This window comes from Caballeronia sp. LZ028 (assembly GCF_031451415.1).
In the GTDB taxonomy this organism is placed as follows: Bacteria; Pseudomonadota; Gammaproteobacteria; order Burkholderiales; family Burkholderiaceae; genus Caballeronia; species Caballeronia zhejiangensis.
This window is the reverse complement of sequence record NZ_JARUXN010000001.1, coordinates 1470246-1486944: the sequence shown is the minus strand read 5'-3', so window position 1 is coordinate 1486944 and position 16699 is coordinate 1470246. Positions and strand designations below refer to the sequence as shown.

Annotated in this window: 13 protein-coding genes; 8 read left to right on the top strand and 5 right to left on the bottom strand. The window is 64.9% G+C overall.

The features are described from left to right. Positions 1-174: 174 nt before the first annotated feature. The 3 genes from QCE58_RS06985 to QCE58_RS06975 form a co-directional block, all read right to left on the bottom strand. Positions 175-1434 carry a cell division protein ZipA C-terminal FtsZ-binding domain-containing protein gene (locus QCE58_RS06985; protein ID WP_008350095.1) on the bottom strand — a complete coding sequence of 420 codons (1260 nt, stop codon included), beginning with the start codon at positions 1432-1434 and terminating at the stop codon, positions 175-177. A 175-nt stretch (positions 1435-1609) separates the two neighbouring features. Then, positions 1610-5125 (bottom strand): chromosome segregation protein SMC, encoded by a 3516-nt coding sequence (smc, locus tag QCE58_RS06980; protein ID WP_250521076.1) that lies wholly within the window; start codon positions 5123-5125, stop codon positions 1610-1612. Between the two features lie 124 nt (positions 5126-5249). Next, positions 5250-6224 (bottom strand): DMT family transporter, encoded by a 975-nt coding sequence (locus QCE58_RS06975; RefSeq protein WP_250480466.1) that lies wholly within the window; start codon positions 6222-6224, stop codon positions 5250-5252. Between the two features lie 193 nt (positions 6225-6417). Here QCE58_RS06975 and dapC point away from each other — a divergent pair, with 193 nt between their 5' ends. The 6 genes from dapC (at position 6418) to cls (ending at position 12667) form a co-directional block, all read left to right on the top strand. After that, complete coding sequence (dapC, locus tag QCE58_RS06970; RefSeq protein WP_175979979.1) at positions 6418-7635, top strand: succinyldiaminopimelate transaminase; 1218 nt, start codon at positions 6418-6420, stop codon at positions 7633-7635. A gap of 51 nt (positions 7636-7686) precedes the next feature. Continuing rightward, on the top strand, positions 7687-8526 hold the full coding sequence (gene dapD, locus QCE58_RS06965) for a 2,3,4,5-tetrahydropyridine-2,6-dicarboxylate N-succinyltransferase (protein ID WP_175979978.1): 840 nt from the start codon (positions 7687-7689) through the stop codon (positions 8524-8526). Positions 8527-8528: 2 nt separating this feature from the next. Beyond that, positions 8529-8900, top strand: a complete 372-nt coding sequence (locus tag QCE58_RS06960) for an ArsC family reductase (protein ID WP_008350107.1) — start codon at positions 8529-8531, stop codon at positions 8898-8900. A 95-nt stretch (positions 8901-8995) separates the two neighbouring features. Beyond that, the gene (gene dapE, locus QCE58_RS06955; protein ID WP_008350108.1) at positions 8996-10132 is read left to right on the top strand and encodes a succinyl-diaminopimelate desuccinylase; all 1137 of its coding nucleotides are present in this window, start codon (positions 8996-8998) and stop codon (positions 10130-10132) included. Between the two features lie 30 nt (positions 10133-10162). After that, positions 10163-11047, top strand: a complete 885-nt coding sequence (gene prmB, locus QCE58_RS06950) for a 50S ribosomal protein L3 N(5)-glutamine methyltransferase (RefSeq protein ID WP_250521075.1) — start codon at positions 10163-10165, stop codon at positions 11045-11047. A gap of 129 nt (positions 11048-11176) precedes the next feature. Beyond that, positions 11177-12667: a cardiolipin synthase gene (cls, locus tag QCE58_RS06945; protein WP_033537247.1), complete on the top strand. Its 1491-nt coding sequence runs from the start codon at positions 11177-11179 to the stop codon at positions 12665-12667. 6 nt (positions 12668-12673) lie between these two features. Here the strand turns inward: cls and QCE58_RS06940 are convergent, their stop codons facing one another. After that, entirely contained in the window at positions 12674-13165 is a 492-nt protein-coding gene (locus QCE58_RS06940) for a glutathione peroxidase (protein ID WP_008350115.1), read from the bottom strand. Positions 13166-13320: 155 nt separating this feature from the next. On the opposite strand from QCE58_RS06940, the gene QCE58_RS06935 reads away from it, so the two are divergent. Continuing rightward, positions 13321-15261, top strand: coding sequence for an ATP-binding cassette domain-containing protein (locus QCE58_RS06935; RefSeq protein WP_008350117.1), 1941 nt, complete (start codon positions 13321-13323; stop codon positions 15259-15261). A gap of 15 nt (positions 15262-15276) precedes the next feature. Continuing rightward, the gene (locus tag QCE58_RS06930; RefSeq protein WP_034471999.1) at positions 15277-16299 is read left to right on the top strand and encodes a CaiB/BaiF CoA-transferase family protein; all 1023 of its coding nucleotides are present in this window, start codon (positions 15277-15279) and stop codon (positions 16297-16299) included. On the opposite strand, the gene QCE58_RS06925 is transcribed toward QCE58_RS06930, so the two are convergent. After that, positions 16296-16559 (bottom strand): DUF2866 domain-containing protein, encoded by a 264-nt coding sequence (locus QCE58_RS06925; protein WP_008350121.1) that lies wholly within the window; start codon positions 16557-16559, stop codon positions 16296-16298. The genes QCE58_RS06930 and QCE58_RS06925 overlap by 4 nt on opposite strands. Between the last annotated feature and the right edge of the window lie 140 nt (positions 16560-16699).

The following is a 16699-nucleotide window of genomic DNA, read 5'->3' as shown; positions in this document are numbered from 1 at the left end:
GTAAGTCAGTCAACCGACCGTTCGATTGTCTCAGAAGATCGGTAAATCGTGGCCTCGGCCAAACGGCCTAAGTGCGGGCGTCGGTGCGGCGGCGCGCACGCAAAGAAAAGCGCCCCGGCTGGGGCGCGATTCTCCTGGCAAGCAAGCGCCTTGCCGACTGCGCGCAGCAAAAAGTTACTGGCTGAAAAGACGCCGCGTCGCGGGCGAGCCGGCCGGAATGCCCGCCTGCTCCAGCTTCGCGTAGAGCGTCATCAACTGCTTCTCGATGGCGAGCAGCGCGGACTCCGGCAAGGGCCGGCGCTGGTCGTCGACGACACGCGCGCCGATACGCTCCGACAGCGACTTCGCGTAATCGCACATCAGGCGGAACGGCAGGATGTCTTCGTCGGCGACGGGCACGTCGAGCACCAGCGTGATCATCTGGCCGCCCTTGTAGGTGAGGTCGTCGCGCAGGAAGTTCGTGTCGCCGAACTGGAGCATGAAGACCGGATTCTGCTTCGCGTCGAGTTTGACGAAGCGTGTGCCGTCGCGCGAGAGCAAAAGGCCGTCTTGCGACGCCACCGCCTGCACGTAGTTCGCGGACCACGGCGCGCCGTCGGAGAGGATGTTGATCGAGAGCTGCGCGTCGCATTGCGCGGCAAACGCGTCCAGCTCGCGCGCCATGCCGACGGTTTCCATCATGTCGGGGAATTCGGGCGCGCCGTCGATGGCGTCGGCAAGCCGCTGCACGCCGGTCACGAACTCCGAGAATTCGAGTTCGTTGAGCGGGCCGCTGCGGTTCGCGAGCTGGGCGGCCGCGCGCAACTCCTCGTAGCGCACGCCGTTTCGCGGCAACTCCCACGCGCTGTCGCCTTCGGCCTTGCCTTCGATCGTCACGGGCTTCGTGCCCGCGCGGCGCAGGCGCTGCGCAAGCGGAATCACGCGATCGCCCGCAACCGGCGCGGCGAGGCGAATCGGCACGACACAATCGATGCGGCGATCGACGACCGCCGGCGGCGCCTGCGAAATCGTCGTCGCGGCGGGCATCACCGGTTCGGTGCGCTCGTCTTCGGTGGCACTTGGCGCTTCCTCGGACGCGCCATTGGCGGACGTCGCCTCGGCCTGGAGATCGACGGCGGTATCGGCAGGCGCGACGGGAGCCGCCGCCGTCGACTCGTTCGCCGTGCCGAAGCTCGGCTCGACACGCGTATCGCGCGGTTCGGCATCGGCGCCATCGGCGCCGCCCGCTACGGGCTCGCGCCGCGACTGACGCACGGGCTCGATGAACGGCTGCTCGTCGTCCGCTTCCTGGCGCGCAAGCGCATCCGCCGCTTCGTCCGGCATCGGACGCGGCATCTTGCGACGCACCTTCGCGCTCTGCCACGCGTTGTACACCACCACGCCGCCCACCACCACGGCTCCGGCTCCAATCAAACCGAGTGTCAACTCGTCCATGCAGGCTCCATCATTCTTTTAAGTTACGAAGCGCCGCGCGATCTGTCGCGCGCATCGCCGCGTTCCGGCTTCTCGCCGCCGCCTGGCCGATGCGCGCCACTCCGCGCCTTGACGCACGCTGCCGGAAACCTCGTCCGGCCCTTTCACTCAATCAAACTCTCGCGAGCGCGATGCTTCAGCCGTTCTGCGCGAAGCCCGCCGCCGCTTCCATGTCCACCGCGACGATGCGCGACACGCCCTGCTCCTGCATCGTCACGCCGATCAGTTGCTGCGCCATTTCCATCGCGATCTTGTTGTGCGAGATGAACAGGAACTGCGTCTTGGCCGACATCGCGCGCACGAGGTTCGCGAAGCGCTCGGTGTTGGCGTCGTCGAGCGGCGCGTCGACTTCGTCGAGCAGACAGAACGGCGCAGGGTTCAACTGGAACATCGCGAACACGAGCGCGGTCGCGGTCAGCGCCTTTTCGCCGCCCGAAAGCAGGTGAATCGTCGAATTCTTCTTGCCGGGCGGCTGCGCCATGACCTGCACGCCGGCGTCGAGGATTTCATCGCCGGTCATGATGAGCTTCGCCTGACCGCCGCCGAAAAGGCGCGGGAACAGTTCGCCGAAGTGACGGTTCACTTCATCGAAGGTGCCTTGCAGCAGCGCGCGCGTTTCCTGATCGATCTTCTGGATCGCGTCTTCCAGCGTGCCGATGGCGTCGTTCAGATCCGCGGACTGCGCGTCGAGGAAATGCTTGCGCTCGGTCGCTGCGGCGAGTTCCTCGAGCGCGGCCATGTTGACCGGGCCGAGCGCGTTGATCGCGTTGTTCAGCCGCGTGACTTCGCCCTGCAGATACGACGGCTTCATGTCCGGCGTGAGCTTTTCTGCGAGCTCGGCTTCATCGACCCCGGCTGCCTGCAACTGCTCGACGAACTGCTCGCCGCTGATGCGCGCCGCCTGCTCCTTCAGTTGCAACTCGTTGATCTTGTCGCGCAGCGGCTGCAGCGAACGTTCGGCCATGAGGCGCTGCTCGTCGGCCTGACGCAGACGCGCGGTCAGATCGTCCAGTTCGACGCGCGCCGCATGCAGCGCTTCCTCGCGCGCCGCGCGCACTTCGAGCGCGTCCTGCAGGCCGGTCTGCGCGGTCTGTTCGTTGATGGTTTCGAGTTCGGCGCGCGCGTCTTCCAGCGTGCCCGCGATGCGCTCGCTCTGATCGTGCGCCGTCTCGATATTGCGCTTGTATTCGTCGATCTTCGCGGCGAGGCCGCGCACGGCGAAGCTGGCATCGCTCGCGGCGCGTTCCAGTTCGCGCAGTTCGTGGCGCGCGTTCGTGAGTTCCTCGTCGAGCGACTCGAACGCAAGCTGGTTGTCTTCGAAACGCGCCTGCAATTGCGCGATTTCGCCATCGTGACGTTCGAACGCGGCTTCCGATTCGGCGCGCAAGGCACGCTGCTCGTCGACCTGCGCGGCGATCTCTTCGAGCTCCTCGCCGATCTGCGTGTTGCGCTGCGTATAGCGTTCGTGCGCCTGCGTGAGCTTGAGCACGTCCATCTGCAACGCGTGCACGCGCTGCGTCGCGCGTTCAGCGGCGGCGCGCGCTTCCGCGAGCGTCTGCGAGCCTTGCGTGTGGGCGGCATCGGCACGCACGGCGTTGGCCTTGGCTTCATCGGACAGCAAAGCCTGCGCGCGCACCTGCTTCGTCAGATTCTCGATTTCCTGCGCACGCGCGAGCATGCCCGACTGCTCGGAATCCGACGCGTAAAGCTGCACGCCCACGCGCGTCACGATATGCCCCGCCTTCACGACGAACGCGGCGCCATCCGGCAACTGATTGCGCGAAGCGAGCGCCTGCGCGAGATCGTCGGCGACGAAAGTCGTGGCGAGCCATTCGTTGAGCACGGCGCGCAGGCCCGGATCGTCGATGCGCACGAGCGACAGCAGCGAGCGCAAGCCTTGCGGCGCGTCGACCGGCTTGCCCGCGACGGGCGGCGAGTAGAACGCGAGCTTGGCGGGCGGCGCATCCGTGGCGAACGCCTTGACCCAATCCAGATTCGATACTTCCAGCGCGGCGAGACGCTCGCGCAGCACGGATTCGAGCGCCGCTTCCCAGCCGGTCTCGACGTGCAGCTTCTTCCACAGACGCGGCAGCGCGCCGAGCTCGTGCTTGTCGAGCCACGGCTGGATCTTGCCTTCCGTCTGCACGCTTTCCTGAAGCTGCTTCAACGCGGCGAGGCGCGCTTCGAGCTGATGGATCTGCGCGCTTTCCTTCTGCACGCGTTCCTGCGCGGCGCGGCGCTCGGCGTCCAGACGCGGCACGGTTTCCTGCGCATCGGCGAGACGCGCTTGTGCTTCGGCGAGAATCTCTTCGTTTTCCGCGAGCTGCATGCGCAACTCTTCGAGATGCGCTTCGTCGGGCGCGTCCAGACCGCTCGCCTCGCTCTTCAGACGCTCCTGACGCTGCTGCAATTGCTGAAGCTGCTGATCCGCGTTGCGCTGATGCGCCGCTTCGAGCTTGAGCGCCTGTTCCGCGCGCGCGATGCCCGCGCGTTCTTCGTTCAATTGCGCTTGCGCGTCGCGCCAGCGCGCTTCGAGCGCGGGGAGCGCGTCGTGTTTCGCGGCGGCATTTTCCTGCGCGATCGCGGCCTTTTCTTCGCCTTCGGCGAGCGCTTCGGTCGCGGTATCGATTTCGTCGCGCGCCTTTTGCGCCTGCACCTGCCATTGCTCGCGCTGCGCGGTGAGCGCGGCGATCTGCGCCTGCACGCGATTGCGCGACTCGACGATAAAGCGGATCTCCGCTTCGAGCCTGCTCACTTCGGCATTGGCTTCGTAGAGCGAGCCTTGCGCGCCTTGCATCGCGTCGCTCGCGCTGTAGTGCGCGACGCGCAGCGTTTCCAGTTGCGCTTCGACTTCACGCAGACGCGCCGTCTGCGCTTCGAGCTCGACCTGGGCCTCGCGAATGGCGCGCTGCTGACGCTCGGCTTCGTTGCCCGCTTCCTTCTTGCGCAAGAGCCACAGAAGGCGTTGCTTCTCTTCGCCTTCGGCCTGCAGTTCCTTGTACTTCGTCGCGACGACCGCCTGCGCTTCGAGCTTTTCGAGGTTCGTCGACAGCTCGCGGATGATGTCTTCGACGCGCGTCAGGTTCTCGCGCGTGTCATGCAGACGGTTCTCCGTCTCGCGGCGGCGCTCCTTGTACTTCGACACGCCCGCGGCTTCTTCGAGGAACACCCGCAGCTCTTCGGGCTTCGCCTCGATGATGCGCGCGATCATGCCCTGCCCGATGATCGCGTAGGCGCGCGGGCCGAGACCCGTGCCGAGGAAGATGTCCTGGATGTCGCGACGGCGCGCGGGCAGGTTGTTGATGTAGTAGCTGGAAGTGCCGTCGCGCGTGAGCACGCGCTTCACGGCGATTTCGCCGTAGGCGCTCCATTGACCGGCGGCGCGGCCGTCGCCGTTATCGAAAATGAGTTCGACGCTAGCCCGGCTGCCGGGTTTGCGCGCCGTCGATCCGTTGAAGATCACGTCCTGCATCGATTCGCCGCGCAACTCGGAGGCGCGCGATTCGCCGAGCACCCAGCGCACGGCATCGATGATATTGGACTTGCCACAGCCGTTCGGCCCGACGACGCCGACCAGTTGGCCGGGGACCTGGAAATGCGTGGGATCGACGAAGGACTTGAAGCCAGCGAGTTTTATCGAGGTCAGACGCACGGCGATATCGCTGTTTTGAATGAGTGACGGAGGATATATGGCAGACAGGCCGCAGCGCGGCCCGTCGTTTCCCGGCCGCGCGGCAGTGAAGCACCATCAACTGGCCCGGCGAAAGCGGACTCCATCATACCATCGCGCGAGTCGATTTCTTTTTGCTTTCCGGCACTTCTATCGCGATGTCGGACGCGGCGGACGAAGGCGAGCGCGCTGCCCGCGGCCGATGCACCCACGCCGACAGCACGCATGCAACGACGATGCACGCGCCGCCCGCCCATTCTCGCGCGCCGGGGACTTCGCCTGCGAAGAGCCACGCCGACAGCGCCGTGACGACGAGTTCGAACAGCATGATGATCGACGCACGATTGGCCGGCACGCGCGCGAGGCCGAGTTGCACGATCATGTTGTTGCCGGCGAGCACGACGCCCAGCCCGATCACGATCAGGCTCACGGTCGGCAAGAGAGCGGCTGCGGGCGGCGCGGGCATCGGCTCGAACAGCGTGACGATGGACGCGATGAGCGCCGCGCCGCCGAAGATCACCGCCGTGCGCATCTCGGGCTTCATCGCGGGCAGCGTACGGGTGACTTTCACGACGAGCACGTTGCTCATCGCGAAGCCCATGCCGCCCGTCAGACCCGACCATTCGGCGAGATCGGCCGGCAGCGGCATGCCGAGTTCGGGCGACCAGAGCATGGTGACCGCGCCCGCGAGCGAGAGGAGCGAGAGCGCGGCGTCGGCGCGCGTGAGACGCTCTTTCAGGATGAAGTGCGCGAAGATCGCGGTCCACGCGGGCGTCAGATAGAAGAGCAGCAGCACGCGCATCACCTGACCGTGGATCGCGCCCCACACGAAACCGATATTGGTCACGCCCGCGGCCACGCCGAGCCCGACGAGCAGCCAGTGCCACGACAGCGTACTGATCGAGCGGCGTTTCGCGACGAGCACGAAGACGCACGCGGCGGCGCTCGTCGTCGCGCTCGCGGCCGTGCCGGAGAGGCCCATGGCGGCAAGCATCCGCATTGGATACCAGACAAGGCCCCACACCGACGCGCCGAGCATGATTGCGAGCGTCGGCCATGCGTTGCGCACGCTGCTCGTCATCGAGATGGTCCTTGCATTGCGTCCGGCATCACTCGTGTTTTCGTCCTTCGTGGCGCGCGCCGCCCGCCGTTTCCGGCGCGACGCCACGCGCTATAATCGTGAGTTCGTTTCACGTCCGTTCGATTCTTCCGATTGCCGCGCTCGCAGGCGCTTCTCGCCTCGCGCGCATCGCTCACTGCTTACCGGTCACGCCGTGAATCCACTTCTCGAGAAACTTCAGTCTTATCCATTCGAAAAGCTTCGTCTGCTCTTCAAGGGCATCGAGCCGCGCGCGGGATTCACGCCGATCAGCTTCGGCATCGGCGAGCCGAAGCATCCGACGCCCGCGCTGATCCGCGATGCGGTGATCGATTCGCTCGACGGCCTCGCGAGCTACCCGGCGACGCTCGGCAGCGAGCCGTTGCGCCGCGCGATCGCGGCATGGGTGATGCAGCGTTACGGCCTCGAATCGATCGATCCGGCAACCGAAGTGCTGCCTGTCTCCGGCTCGCGCGAGGCGCTTTTCGCGCTCGCGCAGACCGTGATCGACAGCCGCACGAACAAGGCCGCAGAACCGCCCATCGTACTCTGTCCGAACCCGTTCTATCAAATCTACGAAGGCGCGGCCCTGCTCGCGGGCGCCGAGCCGTACTTCGTCAACAGCGATCCGGCGCGCAACTTCGCGTGCGATTACTCGGCGGTGCCCGAAGAGATCTGGGCGCGCACGCAACTGCTCTACGTCTGCTCGCCGGGCAACCCGACGGGCGCCGTGCTCACGCTCGAAAACTGGCGCGAACTCTTCGCGCTGTCGGACAGGCACGGCTTCGTGATCGCATCGGACGAGTGTTATTCGGAGATCTATTTCGACGAAAGCAATCCGCCGCTCGGCGGCCTCGAAGCCGCGCGGCTGCTCAATCGCAACTTCGACCGTCTCGTGATGCTGTCGAGCCTGTCCAAGCGCTCGAACGTGCCGGGCATGCGTTCGGGCTTCGTCGCGGGCGATGCGTCGATCCTGAAGGACTTCCTGCTCTATCGCACGTATCACGGCGCGGCGCTGTCGACGGTGTTTCAGCGCGCGAGCATCGTCGCGTGGCAGGATGAAACGCACGTGCGCGACAACCGCGCGCAGTATCTGAAAAAATTCCAGACGGTCACGCCGATGCTCGCGGACGTCCTCGACGTGCGTTTGCCCGACGCCGCGTTCTACCTCTGGGCGAACGTTTCGGGCACCGGGCTCACCGATACCCAGTTCGCTGCACGCCTTTACGCCGACTATAATGTGACGGTTCTGCCGGGCTCCTTTCTCGCTCGCACGGCGCACGGCACGAATCCCGGCGAAGGTTTCGTGCGCATCGCGCTCGTCGCTGAAACCGGGGAATGTGTCGAAGGCGCTCGCCGCATCGTCGAATTCTGCCGCACGCTCAGTTCCTGACAAACGGTTCTGAAACGTAGCCGGCCCAACTACCCATCCTTGATACCAACTATGTCGCAACAACTTCAGAGCATCATCGATACCGCCTGGGAAAACCGCGCCGAGCTGTCGCCCAAGGCCGCGCCCGCCGAAGTCCGCGAAGCCGTCGCGCATGCGATCGAGCAGCTCGACAAAGGCCAGATGCGCGTCGCCGAAAAGCGCGATGGCGACTGGGTCGTGAATCAGTGGCTCAAGAAGGCCGTGCTGCTGTCGTTCCGACTGGAAGACAACGCGCCGATGCCTGCCGGTGGCGGGTCTTACAACTACACGCAGTTCTACGACAAGGTGCCCTCGAAGTTCGCGAACTACACGGCCGAAGACTTCGCGGCGGGCGGTTTCCGCGTCGTGCCGCCGGCCATCGCGCGCCGCGGCTCGTTCATCGCGAAGAACGTCGTGCTGATGCCGTCTTACACCAACATCGGCGCATATGTCGACGAAGGCACGATGGTCGATACGTGGGCGACCGTCGGCTCGTGCGCGCAGATCGGCAAGAACGTGCACCTGTCGGGCGGCGTGGGCATCGGCGGCGTGCTGGAGCCGCTGCAGGCGAACCCGGTCATCATCGAGGACAACTGCTTCATCGGCGCGCGTTCGGAGGTCGTGGAAGGCGTGATCGTCGAAGAGAATTCCGTCATCTCGATGGGCGTGTATCTCGGCCAGTCGACGAAGATCTACGATCGCGAAACCGGCGAAGTCACGTACGGCCGCATTCCGGCGGGCTCGGTCGTCGTCGCGGGCAACCTGCCGTCGAAGGACGGCTCGCACAGCCTGTACTGCGCGGTCATCGTGAAGAAGGTCGACGCCAAGACGCGCGCGAAAGTCGGCCTGAACGAACTGCTGCGAGGCGACTGATTTTGGCACGCGGATCCACCCCGACGACTGTCGTCTACGGCATTCCGAACTGCGACACGGTGAAGAAGGCGCGCGTGTGGCTGGAAGAGCACGGCGTGCCGTTCGAGTTTCACGACTTCAAGAAAGCCGGCGTGAACGAGAAGCTGGTTCAGGACTGGCTGAAGGACGTATCGCTCGATCAGCTCATCAACAAGCGCGGCACGACGTGGCGCGGCCTGTCGGACGTGCACAAGGCCGAAGCCGACACGACCAACGGCGCGATCGCGCTGATGATCCACAAGCCGTCGATCATCAAGCGGCCGGTCGTGGTGGTGAACGGGCGCGTGAAGACGCTCGGATTTTCCGCCGAGCAGTACGAAACGCTCTTTGCCTGAGCCGACGCGATGACTGTGAATCCGACGGTCATCGCGAGCTTGCTACGAGTGCCGGCCCGCGCGCCGGCATTTTTTATCGCTGTGGAAAAAGAACCATGTCCGGCACCCTTTCCCTTACCGAAGCGCTGATCGAACGCGCATCCGTCACGCCCGACGACAAGGCTTGCCAGGCGCTCATGATCGAGCGGCTCGCGGCGATCGGCTTCGAATGCGAAACGATCGAATCGGGCGGCGTCACGAACCTGTGGGCCGTCAGGCGCGGCACGGACGCAAGCGGCAAGCTGCTCGCCTTCGCCGGCCATACCGACGTCGTGCCGACCGGCCCGCTCGAACAGTGGAGCTCGCCGCCCTTCACCCCGACGCATCGCGACGGCAAACTCTACGGTCGCGGCGCGGCGGACATGAAGGCGTCGCTCGCGGCGTTCGTCGTGTCGAGCGAGGAATTCGTCGCGCAGCATCCGGAACATCGCGGTACGCTCGCGTTTCTCATCACGAGCGATGAAGAAGGCCCCGCGACCGACGGCACGATCAAGGTCGTTGAAGCGCTGAAGGCGCGCGGCACGCGGCTCGATTACTGCATCGTCGGCGAGCCGACTTCGAACGCCACGCTCGGCGACATGGTCAAGAACGGCCGGCGCGGCTCGATGACGGGCAAGCTCGTCGTCAAGGGCGTGCAGGGGCATATCGCGTATCCGCATCTCGCGAAGAATCCGGTGCATCTGCTCGCGCCCGCGCTCGCCGAGCTCGTCGCCGAAAAATGGGACGACGGCAACGAATATTTCCCGCCGACAACCTGGCAAGTGTCGAACCTGCATTCGGGCACCGGCGCGACCAACATCATTCCCGGTCATGCCGACCTGATGTTCAACTTCCGCTTCTCGACCGCGAGCACGGTCGAGAGCCTGCAAAGCCGCGTCCACGCGATCCTTGACAAGCACGGCCTCGAATACGACCTGCAGTGGATCGTGAGCGGCCTGCCGTTTCTCACCCCGCGCGGTGCGCTGTCCGACGCGCTCGAAAAAGCCATCGCCGATGAAACCGGCGTGCGCACCGAGCTGTCTACCACGGGCGGCACGTCCGACGGACGCTTCATCGCGCAAATCTGCGATCAGGTCGTCGAATTCGGCCCGCCGAACGGCACGATCCACAAGATCGACGAGCATGTCGAAGTGCGCTTCATCGAACCGTTGAAGAACGTGTACCGCCGCGTGCTCGAAGCACTGATCGCCTAATTCAAATCCGACAATAAAAAGGAGCCTTCGATGGCGCTGCCCTTCACCACCGTGCGCGACCTGCTGCGCTTCGGCGTCTCGCGTTTCACCGAAGCGGGCTTGTCCTTCGGCCACGGCTCGTCCAATGCCTACGACGAAGCCGCGTATCTGATCCTGCATACGCTGCATCTGCCGCTCGACACGCTCGACCCGTTCCTCGACGCGCGCCTGCTCGACCACGAGATCGACGCGGTCATGAAAGTCATCGAGCGCCGCGCGAAGGAACGCATTCCCGCCGCGTACATCACGCAGGAAGCGTGGATGCACGGCCGCCGCTTTTACGTCGATGAACGCGTGATCGTGCCGCGCTCGTTCATCGGCGAGTTGCTGCAGGACGGCTTGCAGCCGTATGTGGCCGATCCGGATCAGGTCACGCGCGTGCTCGAACTGTGCACCGGCTCGGGCTGCCTCGCGATTCTCGCGGCGCAGGCCTTCGAAAACGCCGATGTCGACGCCGTCGACATTTCCGCCGATGCGCTCGCGGTCGCGCGCCGCAATGTGGACGATTACGGTCTGGAAGAGCGCGTGAGCCTCTACGAAGGCGACCTGTACGCGCCGCTTCCCGAGGCGCGCTACGAGGTCATCATCACGAATCCGCCGTACGTCAACGCGGACGCGATGCAGGCGCTGCCGGCAGAGTACCGCCACGAACCCGAGCTCGCGCTCGCGGGCGGCGCGGACGGCATGGACGTGGTACGGCGCATCGTGCGCGAGGCGGGCAAGTGGCTGACCGAGGACGGCGTGCTCGTCGTCGAGATCGGCAATGAGCGCCCGAATGTGGAAGCCGCGCTCGGCGGCCTCGATCTCGTCTGGCTCTCGACGAGCGCCGGCGATGACAACGTGTTCCTCATCCAGGCCGCCGACCTTCCGGCCTGAGCGTCCGCTTCTCCGTGAGCGGTCGTTGCGGCGGCGCAAGCGCTGCAACGATCGCTGACACTTCGCGTGGAAGGGTTGGGTAATATGGCAAATCGCCATTAGCCAAGCCCTTAGCTCCTTCCCGCGTCTATGCAAGCATCCGACTGGCTTCACCTCGGCACGCTCGTGATGGCCGCGCATGTGCTCGGCGTGATCGCCGCGATCCATGCCGTCATCAACACACGCACGTCGCAAGGCGCGGTCGCGTGGGCCGTGTCGCTCGTCGCGATGCCCTACTTCACGCTGATCCCGTATCTCTTCCTCGGCCGCAGCAAGTTCGCCGGCTATATCGACGAACGGCGGCTGGAAATCGAGATCCTGCGCAGCCGTTCGAAGCCTGCCGAATGGGATTCCGGCGCCCGCAGCGATGCGCCCGAAGCCGCTCCGCTCGTCGATTCCACCGGCGCGCGCGGCGAAATCGCGCCGGGGCCTGCCGCTTATCTCGGCAATCCGACGATCCGCACGCTGCAGCGCCTGTCCGGCATGCCGTTCTTGCGCGGCAACTCGGCCCGCGTGCTCATCAACGGCGACGCGACGTTCGCCGCGATTCTCGAAGCGATCGCCGGCGCCGAACGCTATGTGGTCGTGCAATTCTTCATCGTGCGCGCCGATGCGCTCGGCGAAATGCTCAAGGACGCGCTCATCAAGAAAGCTCAGGCCGGCGTGCGCGTGTACTTCCTCTATGACAGTATCGGCAGCTTCGACCTGCCGCATCGCTACGTCAATGCGCTGCGGGCGGGCGGCGTCGAGGCGCATCCGTTCGCGGCCACCCGCAAGTTCGTGCACCGTTTCCAGATCAACTTCCGCAATCATCGGAAGATCGTCGTGGTGGACGGCAAATGCGCGTTCGTCGGCGGGCACAACGTGGGCGTCGAATATCTCGGCGGCAATCCGCGGCTTTCGCCGTGGCGCGACACGCATATCGAAGTGCGCGGCCCGGCGGTCGCGAGCATTCAGTTCGTGTTCACCGAAGACTGGTACTGGGCGACGCAACGCCTGCCGGAACTCGGCCCCGCGCCGCATTCCGGCGAGAACATGCACTGCATGGTGCTGTCGAGCGGCCCGGCGGACAAACAGGAAACCTGTTCGCTTTTCTTTGTCGAGGCGATCAACGCGGCGCGCGAGCGCATCTGGATCACATCGCCCTATCTGATTCCCGACGAAGCCGTGTTCTCGGCGCTGCGGCTCGCCGTGATGCGTGGCGTCGACGTACGCATCCTGATTCCGAGCCGGCGCGATCATCGCGTGGTGTTCGCGGCGTCACGGCTTTATGCGTACGACCTCGTGCAGGCGGGCGTTCGCATCTTCCGCTACAAGCCGGGATTTCTGCATCAGAAGGTCGTGCTCGTCGACGGCATCGCCGCGTCGATCGGCAGCGCGAATCTCGACAATCGCTCGTTTCGCCTGAACTTCGAGATCACGGTGCTGACCGTCGATCGCGCGTTCGCTAGCGAAGTGGAAACCATGCTGCTCGCCGACTTCGCGCATTCGTTCGAGATCGACGCCAATGACTATCGCGGCAAGGCCTTCTGGCGGCGCATGGCGATGCACGTCGCGCGGCTTTTCTCGCCGATTCTCTGAGCGGCGTCAGAGCAGCTTTTCGATGTCGTCGGTGATCGATTCCGGCTTGGTCTGCGGCGCATAGCGCTTGATGACCTTGCCACTGCGATCGACGAGAAACTTCGTGAAATTCCACTTGATCGCTTCGATGCCGAGCAGGCCCGGTTCCTTGTCCTTCAGATACTTGTAGAGCGGATGCGCGTTGGAGCCGTTCACCTCGATCTTCGCGAACATCGGAAACGTGACGCCGTAGTTTTGCTCGCAGAAAGCGCCGATTTGCCCGGCATCGCCCGGTTCCTGCTTGCCGAACTGGTTGCACGGAAAGCCGAGCACCTCGAAACCGCGCGCCGCGTACTGTCGATAAACCTCCTGCAAACCCTTGTACTGCGGTGTGAATCCGCATTCGCTCGCCGTATTCACGATGAGCAGAACCTTGCCGCGGTACTTGTCGAGGCTGACGGTCGCGCCGTCGAGTGTTTCGGCCGAGAAGCCGTAGATGCCTTCGCTGGCTGTGCTCATGGCGTGCTCCGGAAAAATTCGATGAAAGTCACGCGATGCTAACCCGTCGCGCGTTCGCCCGCCATTAGCCGAACGGCCGCCCCCTGCCGCGCAATCGGTCCGGTCTAAAATAGCGCTTTCCCTCAAAGCCGCGCCCTTTTCGCCGCCATTCCGACGTGATCCGCTTCAACCAGTTCAGCCTGTCCCGCGGCACCAAGCCGCTTTTCGAAGACACGAGCTTCACGCTCAATCCGGGCGAGAAGGCCGGTCTCGTCGGCGCAAACGGCGCGGGCAAGTCGACGCTCTTTTCCGTGCTGCGCGGCGAATTGCACGCGGACGGCGGCGATTTCTCGATGCCGCCGTCGTGGCGCATCGCGCACGTCGCGCAGGAAACGCCCGCCGTGGATCGCAGCGCACTCGACTACACGCTCGACGGCGACACGCATCTGCGTGCGATCGAGGCGCGCATCGTGGCCGCGTCCGCCGCGCATGACGGCGCGGCCGAAGCGGAAGCCCACGCCGCCTTCGCCGATGCCGACGGCTACACGGCGCCCGCGCGCGCCGAAACGCTGCTGCTCGGTCTCGGCTTCACGCTCGAGCAGACGCGCGAGCCGGTGTCGAGCTTCTCGGGCGGCTGGCGCATGCGCCTGAATCTCGCGCAGGCGCTGATGTGTCCGTCCGATCTGCTGCTGCTCGACGAACCGACCAACCACCTGGACCTCGACGCCATCGTCTGGCTGGAAGACTGGCTCGGGCGCTATGCGGGCACGCTCGTCGTGATCTCGCACGACCGTGAGTTCCTCGATTCGGTCTGCAACGTCACGCTGCATCTGGAAAATCGTCAGGTGAAGCGCTACGGCGGCAACTACAGCCAGTTCGAAGTGCTGCGCGCGCAGCAGATCGCGCTGCAACAAAGCGCGTACGAGAAGCAGCAAAGGACAGTCGCGCATCTGCAGAGTTTCATCGACCGATTCAAGGCCAAGGCGACCAAAGCCAAGCAGGCGCAAAGCCGCGTGAAGGCGCTGGAGAAGATGGAGCTGATCGCGCCCGCGCACGCAACCTCGCCCTTCACGTTCGAATTCCGCGAGCCCGACGCCGCGCCGAATCCGATGATGGTCATGGAGAGCGTGCGTTGCGGCTATCACAACGACGCGGGCGGCGAGATTCCAATCGTCGAAGGCGTGACGCTGTCGATCCAGAACGGCCAGCGCATCGGCTTGCTCGGCGCGAACGGTCAGGGGAAATCGACGCTCATCAAGACGCTCGCGCAGACGCTCGAACCGCTTTCCGGCGACGTCCGGCAGGGCAAAGGCTTGCAGATCGGCTATTTCGCGCAGCATCAACTGGAAACGCTGCGCCCGGACGATTCCCCGCTCCAGCATCTCGCGCGCCTCGCACCGGACACGCGCGAGCAGGAACTGCGCGACTTTCTCGGCAGCTTCAACTTCTCCGGCGACATGGCGACCGCGAAGATCGCGCCCTTTTCCGGCGGCGAGAAGGCGCGGCTCGCGCTGGCGCTCATCATCTGGCAAAAGCCGAATCTGCTGCTGCTCGACGAGCCGACCAACCACCTCGACCTCGAAACGCGCCACGCGCTGACCATGGCGCTCGCGCAGTTCGAAGGCACGCTCATACTCGTGTCGCACGACCGGCACTTGCTGCGCGCGACGACCGACACGTTCATGCTCGTCGCGAAGCATCGCCTGAGTCCGTTCGACGGCGATCTCGACGACTACCGCGACTGGCTTCTGCAGCACGCCGCCGAAACGCGCGCGGCGGCGAAGGAAGCGAGCGCCGCGGCCTCGGGCGAGGCGTCCGACAGCGCGCTCAATCGCAAGGAACAGCGCCGGCAGGAAGCTCAGGAACGGCAAAAGCTTGCGCATCTGACGAAGCCGCTCAAGTCGCGCATCGCCAAGATCGAGAAAGAGATGGAAAAGCTCAACGCGGAAAAATCGGCACTCGATGCGTTCGTCGCCGATCCGGCGAGCTACGAAGCGCCGATGAAAGCGAAACTCACTGAGACGATCCGACGCCAGGGCGAAGTGAATGCGCGCCTCGAAACGCTCGAAATGGAGTGGCTCGAAGCGCACGAGGAACTGGAGCAGATCGGCTCATAACCGGAGATCGACAACTTGACGACGCCTTCCCTCACCGGCCTGCGCGTGCTGGATCTGACGCGGCTTCTACCTGGCCCCATCGCCACGCTACGGCTCGCGGAACTCGGCGCCGATGTGCTCAAGATCGAGCCGCCGGGCGAAGGCGACTACACCCGCACGATGCTGCAAAGCGAAGCCGATCGGCAAAGCGGCACGCCGAGCGCGTTTTATCGCATCGTCAATCGCGGAAAGCGGCAGCTCACGCTCGATCTCAAAACGGACGAAGGCCGCGCGAAATTGATCGAACTTGCGCGCGATGCAGACGTGCTCGTCGAGAGCTTTCGACCTTCGGTGATGGCGCGGCTGGGCGTCGGCTACGACGTGCTGCGCGAGGCAAATCCGAAGCTCGTCTATTGCGCGATCACCGGTTTCGGCAGCGAGGGACCGTTCGCGCAGAAGGCCGGACACGATCTGAACTACATCGCGTATGCGGGCGTGCTGGATCAGCTCGCGGCGCGCGACGGCACCCCCATCGCGCCGAATTTCCAACTGGCGGATCTGCTCGGCGGCGCGCTTTCGGCGGTCATGGAAATACTGGCGGCGGCGTGGCACGTCGCGCGCGGCGGCGAAGGACGTTGCCTGAATGTGTCGATGACGCACGCGGCGCACGCGCACAACGTGATGGCGCATATCGCGCTCGCCAATGCCGACGAAGCCACGACGCGCGCGGGCGCTGGCCTGCTGAACGGCGGCGCGCCCTGCTATGACGTGTATCGCACGCGCGATGACCGTTTCGTCGCGGTCGGCGCGCTGGAGCTGAAGTTCTGGCAGACCTTGTGCGAAGCGCTCGGCCGTCCCGATTGGGCGACGCGGCACTGGAGCCTCGGACAGGCGATCGGCGGTGCGGACGCGGCAGACTTGTCCGCGCAGCTTGCCGCGATTTTCCGCGAACGCACGCGCGACGAATGGATGACGTTGCTGGAGCCGCTCGATTGCTGCGTCGCGCCCGTGCTGACGCCTGCCGAAGCGGCGGCACACCCGCTTTTCAGAAGCGCCTAACGCCGCGGCAAGACCTGACGCGGCTGACGTTCGTCGTCGACGAGCACATGCTTGCGGCCCGTCACATGCTCGCGAATGGTCGCGACGACTTGATCCTCGGTGACATCGGCCGCGACGACGCGACGCGAGATCTGGCCTTGCTCGTCGATCCATTCGACGATCCGGCAGCCGCTGCCCCAAGGCTGCTGAAGCGGCGCGGAGACGCGGCATCCGCGCAGGTGGAAAGCGGGCTTCGGCCGGGCTGAATTAGCGTGTTTCAATGCGTGGTCCTCTCGATCCTTCCGGTCACTTCGCGTGTTGAAATGCCCTTGGCGAAGTTGGCCGGGTCCGTAGCCCTGTAAGGATAGGAAAACCGCGCGTCCGTTGGGTTACATTGCGCAACGGGATTTTTACACGCCGT

Bases quoted from the DNA above. Each gene is read 5' to 3' on its own strand.
- QCE58_RS06985 (WP_008350095.1), bottom strand. From the start codon at position 1,434: ATGGACGAGTTGACACTCGGTTTGATTGGAGCCGGAGCCGTGGTGGTG.
- QCE58_RS06975 (WP_250480466.1), bottom strand. From the start codon at position 6,224: ATGACGAGCAGCGTGCGCAACGCATGGCCGACGCTCGCAATCATGCTC.
- dapD (WP_175979978.1), top strand. From the start codon at position 7,687: ATGTCGCAACAACTTCAGAGCATCATCGATACCGCCTGGGAAAACCGC.
- dapE (WP_008350108.1), top strand. From the start codon at position 8,996: ATGTCCGGCACCCTTTCCCTTACCGAAGCGCTGATCGAACGCGCATCC.
- prmB (WP_250521075.1), top strand. From the start codon at position 10,163: ATGGCGCTGCCCTTCACCACCGTGCGCGACCTGCTGCGCTTCGGCGTC.
- cls (WP_033537247.1), top strand. From the start codon at position 11,177: ATGCAAGCATCCGACTGGCTTCACCTCGGCACGCTCGTGATGGCCGCG.
- QCE58_RS06940 (WP_008350115.1), bottom strand. From the start codon at position 13,165: ATGAGCACAGCCAGCGAAGGCATCTACGGCTTCTCGGCCGAAACACTC.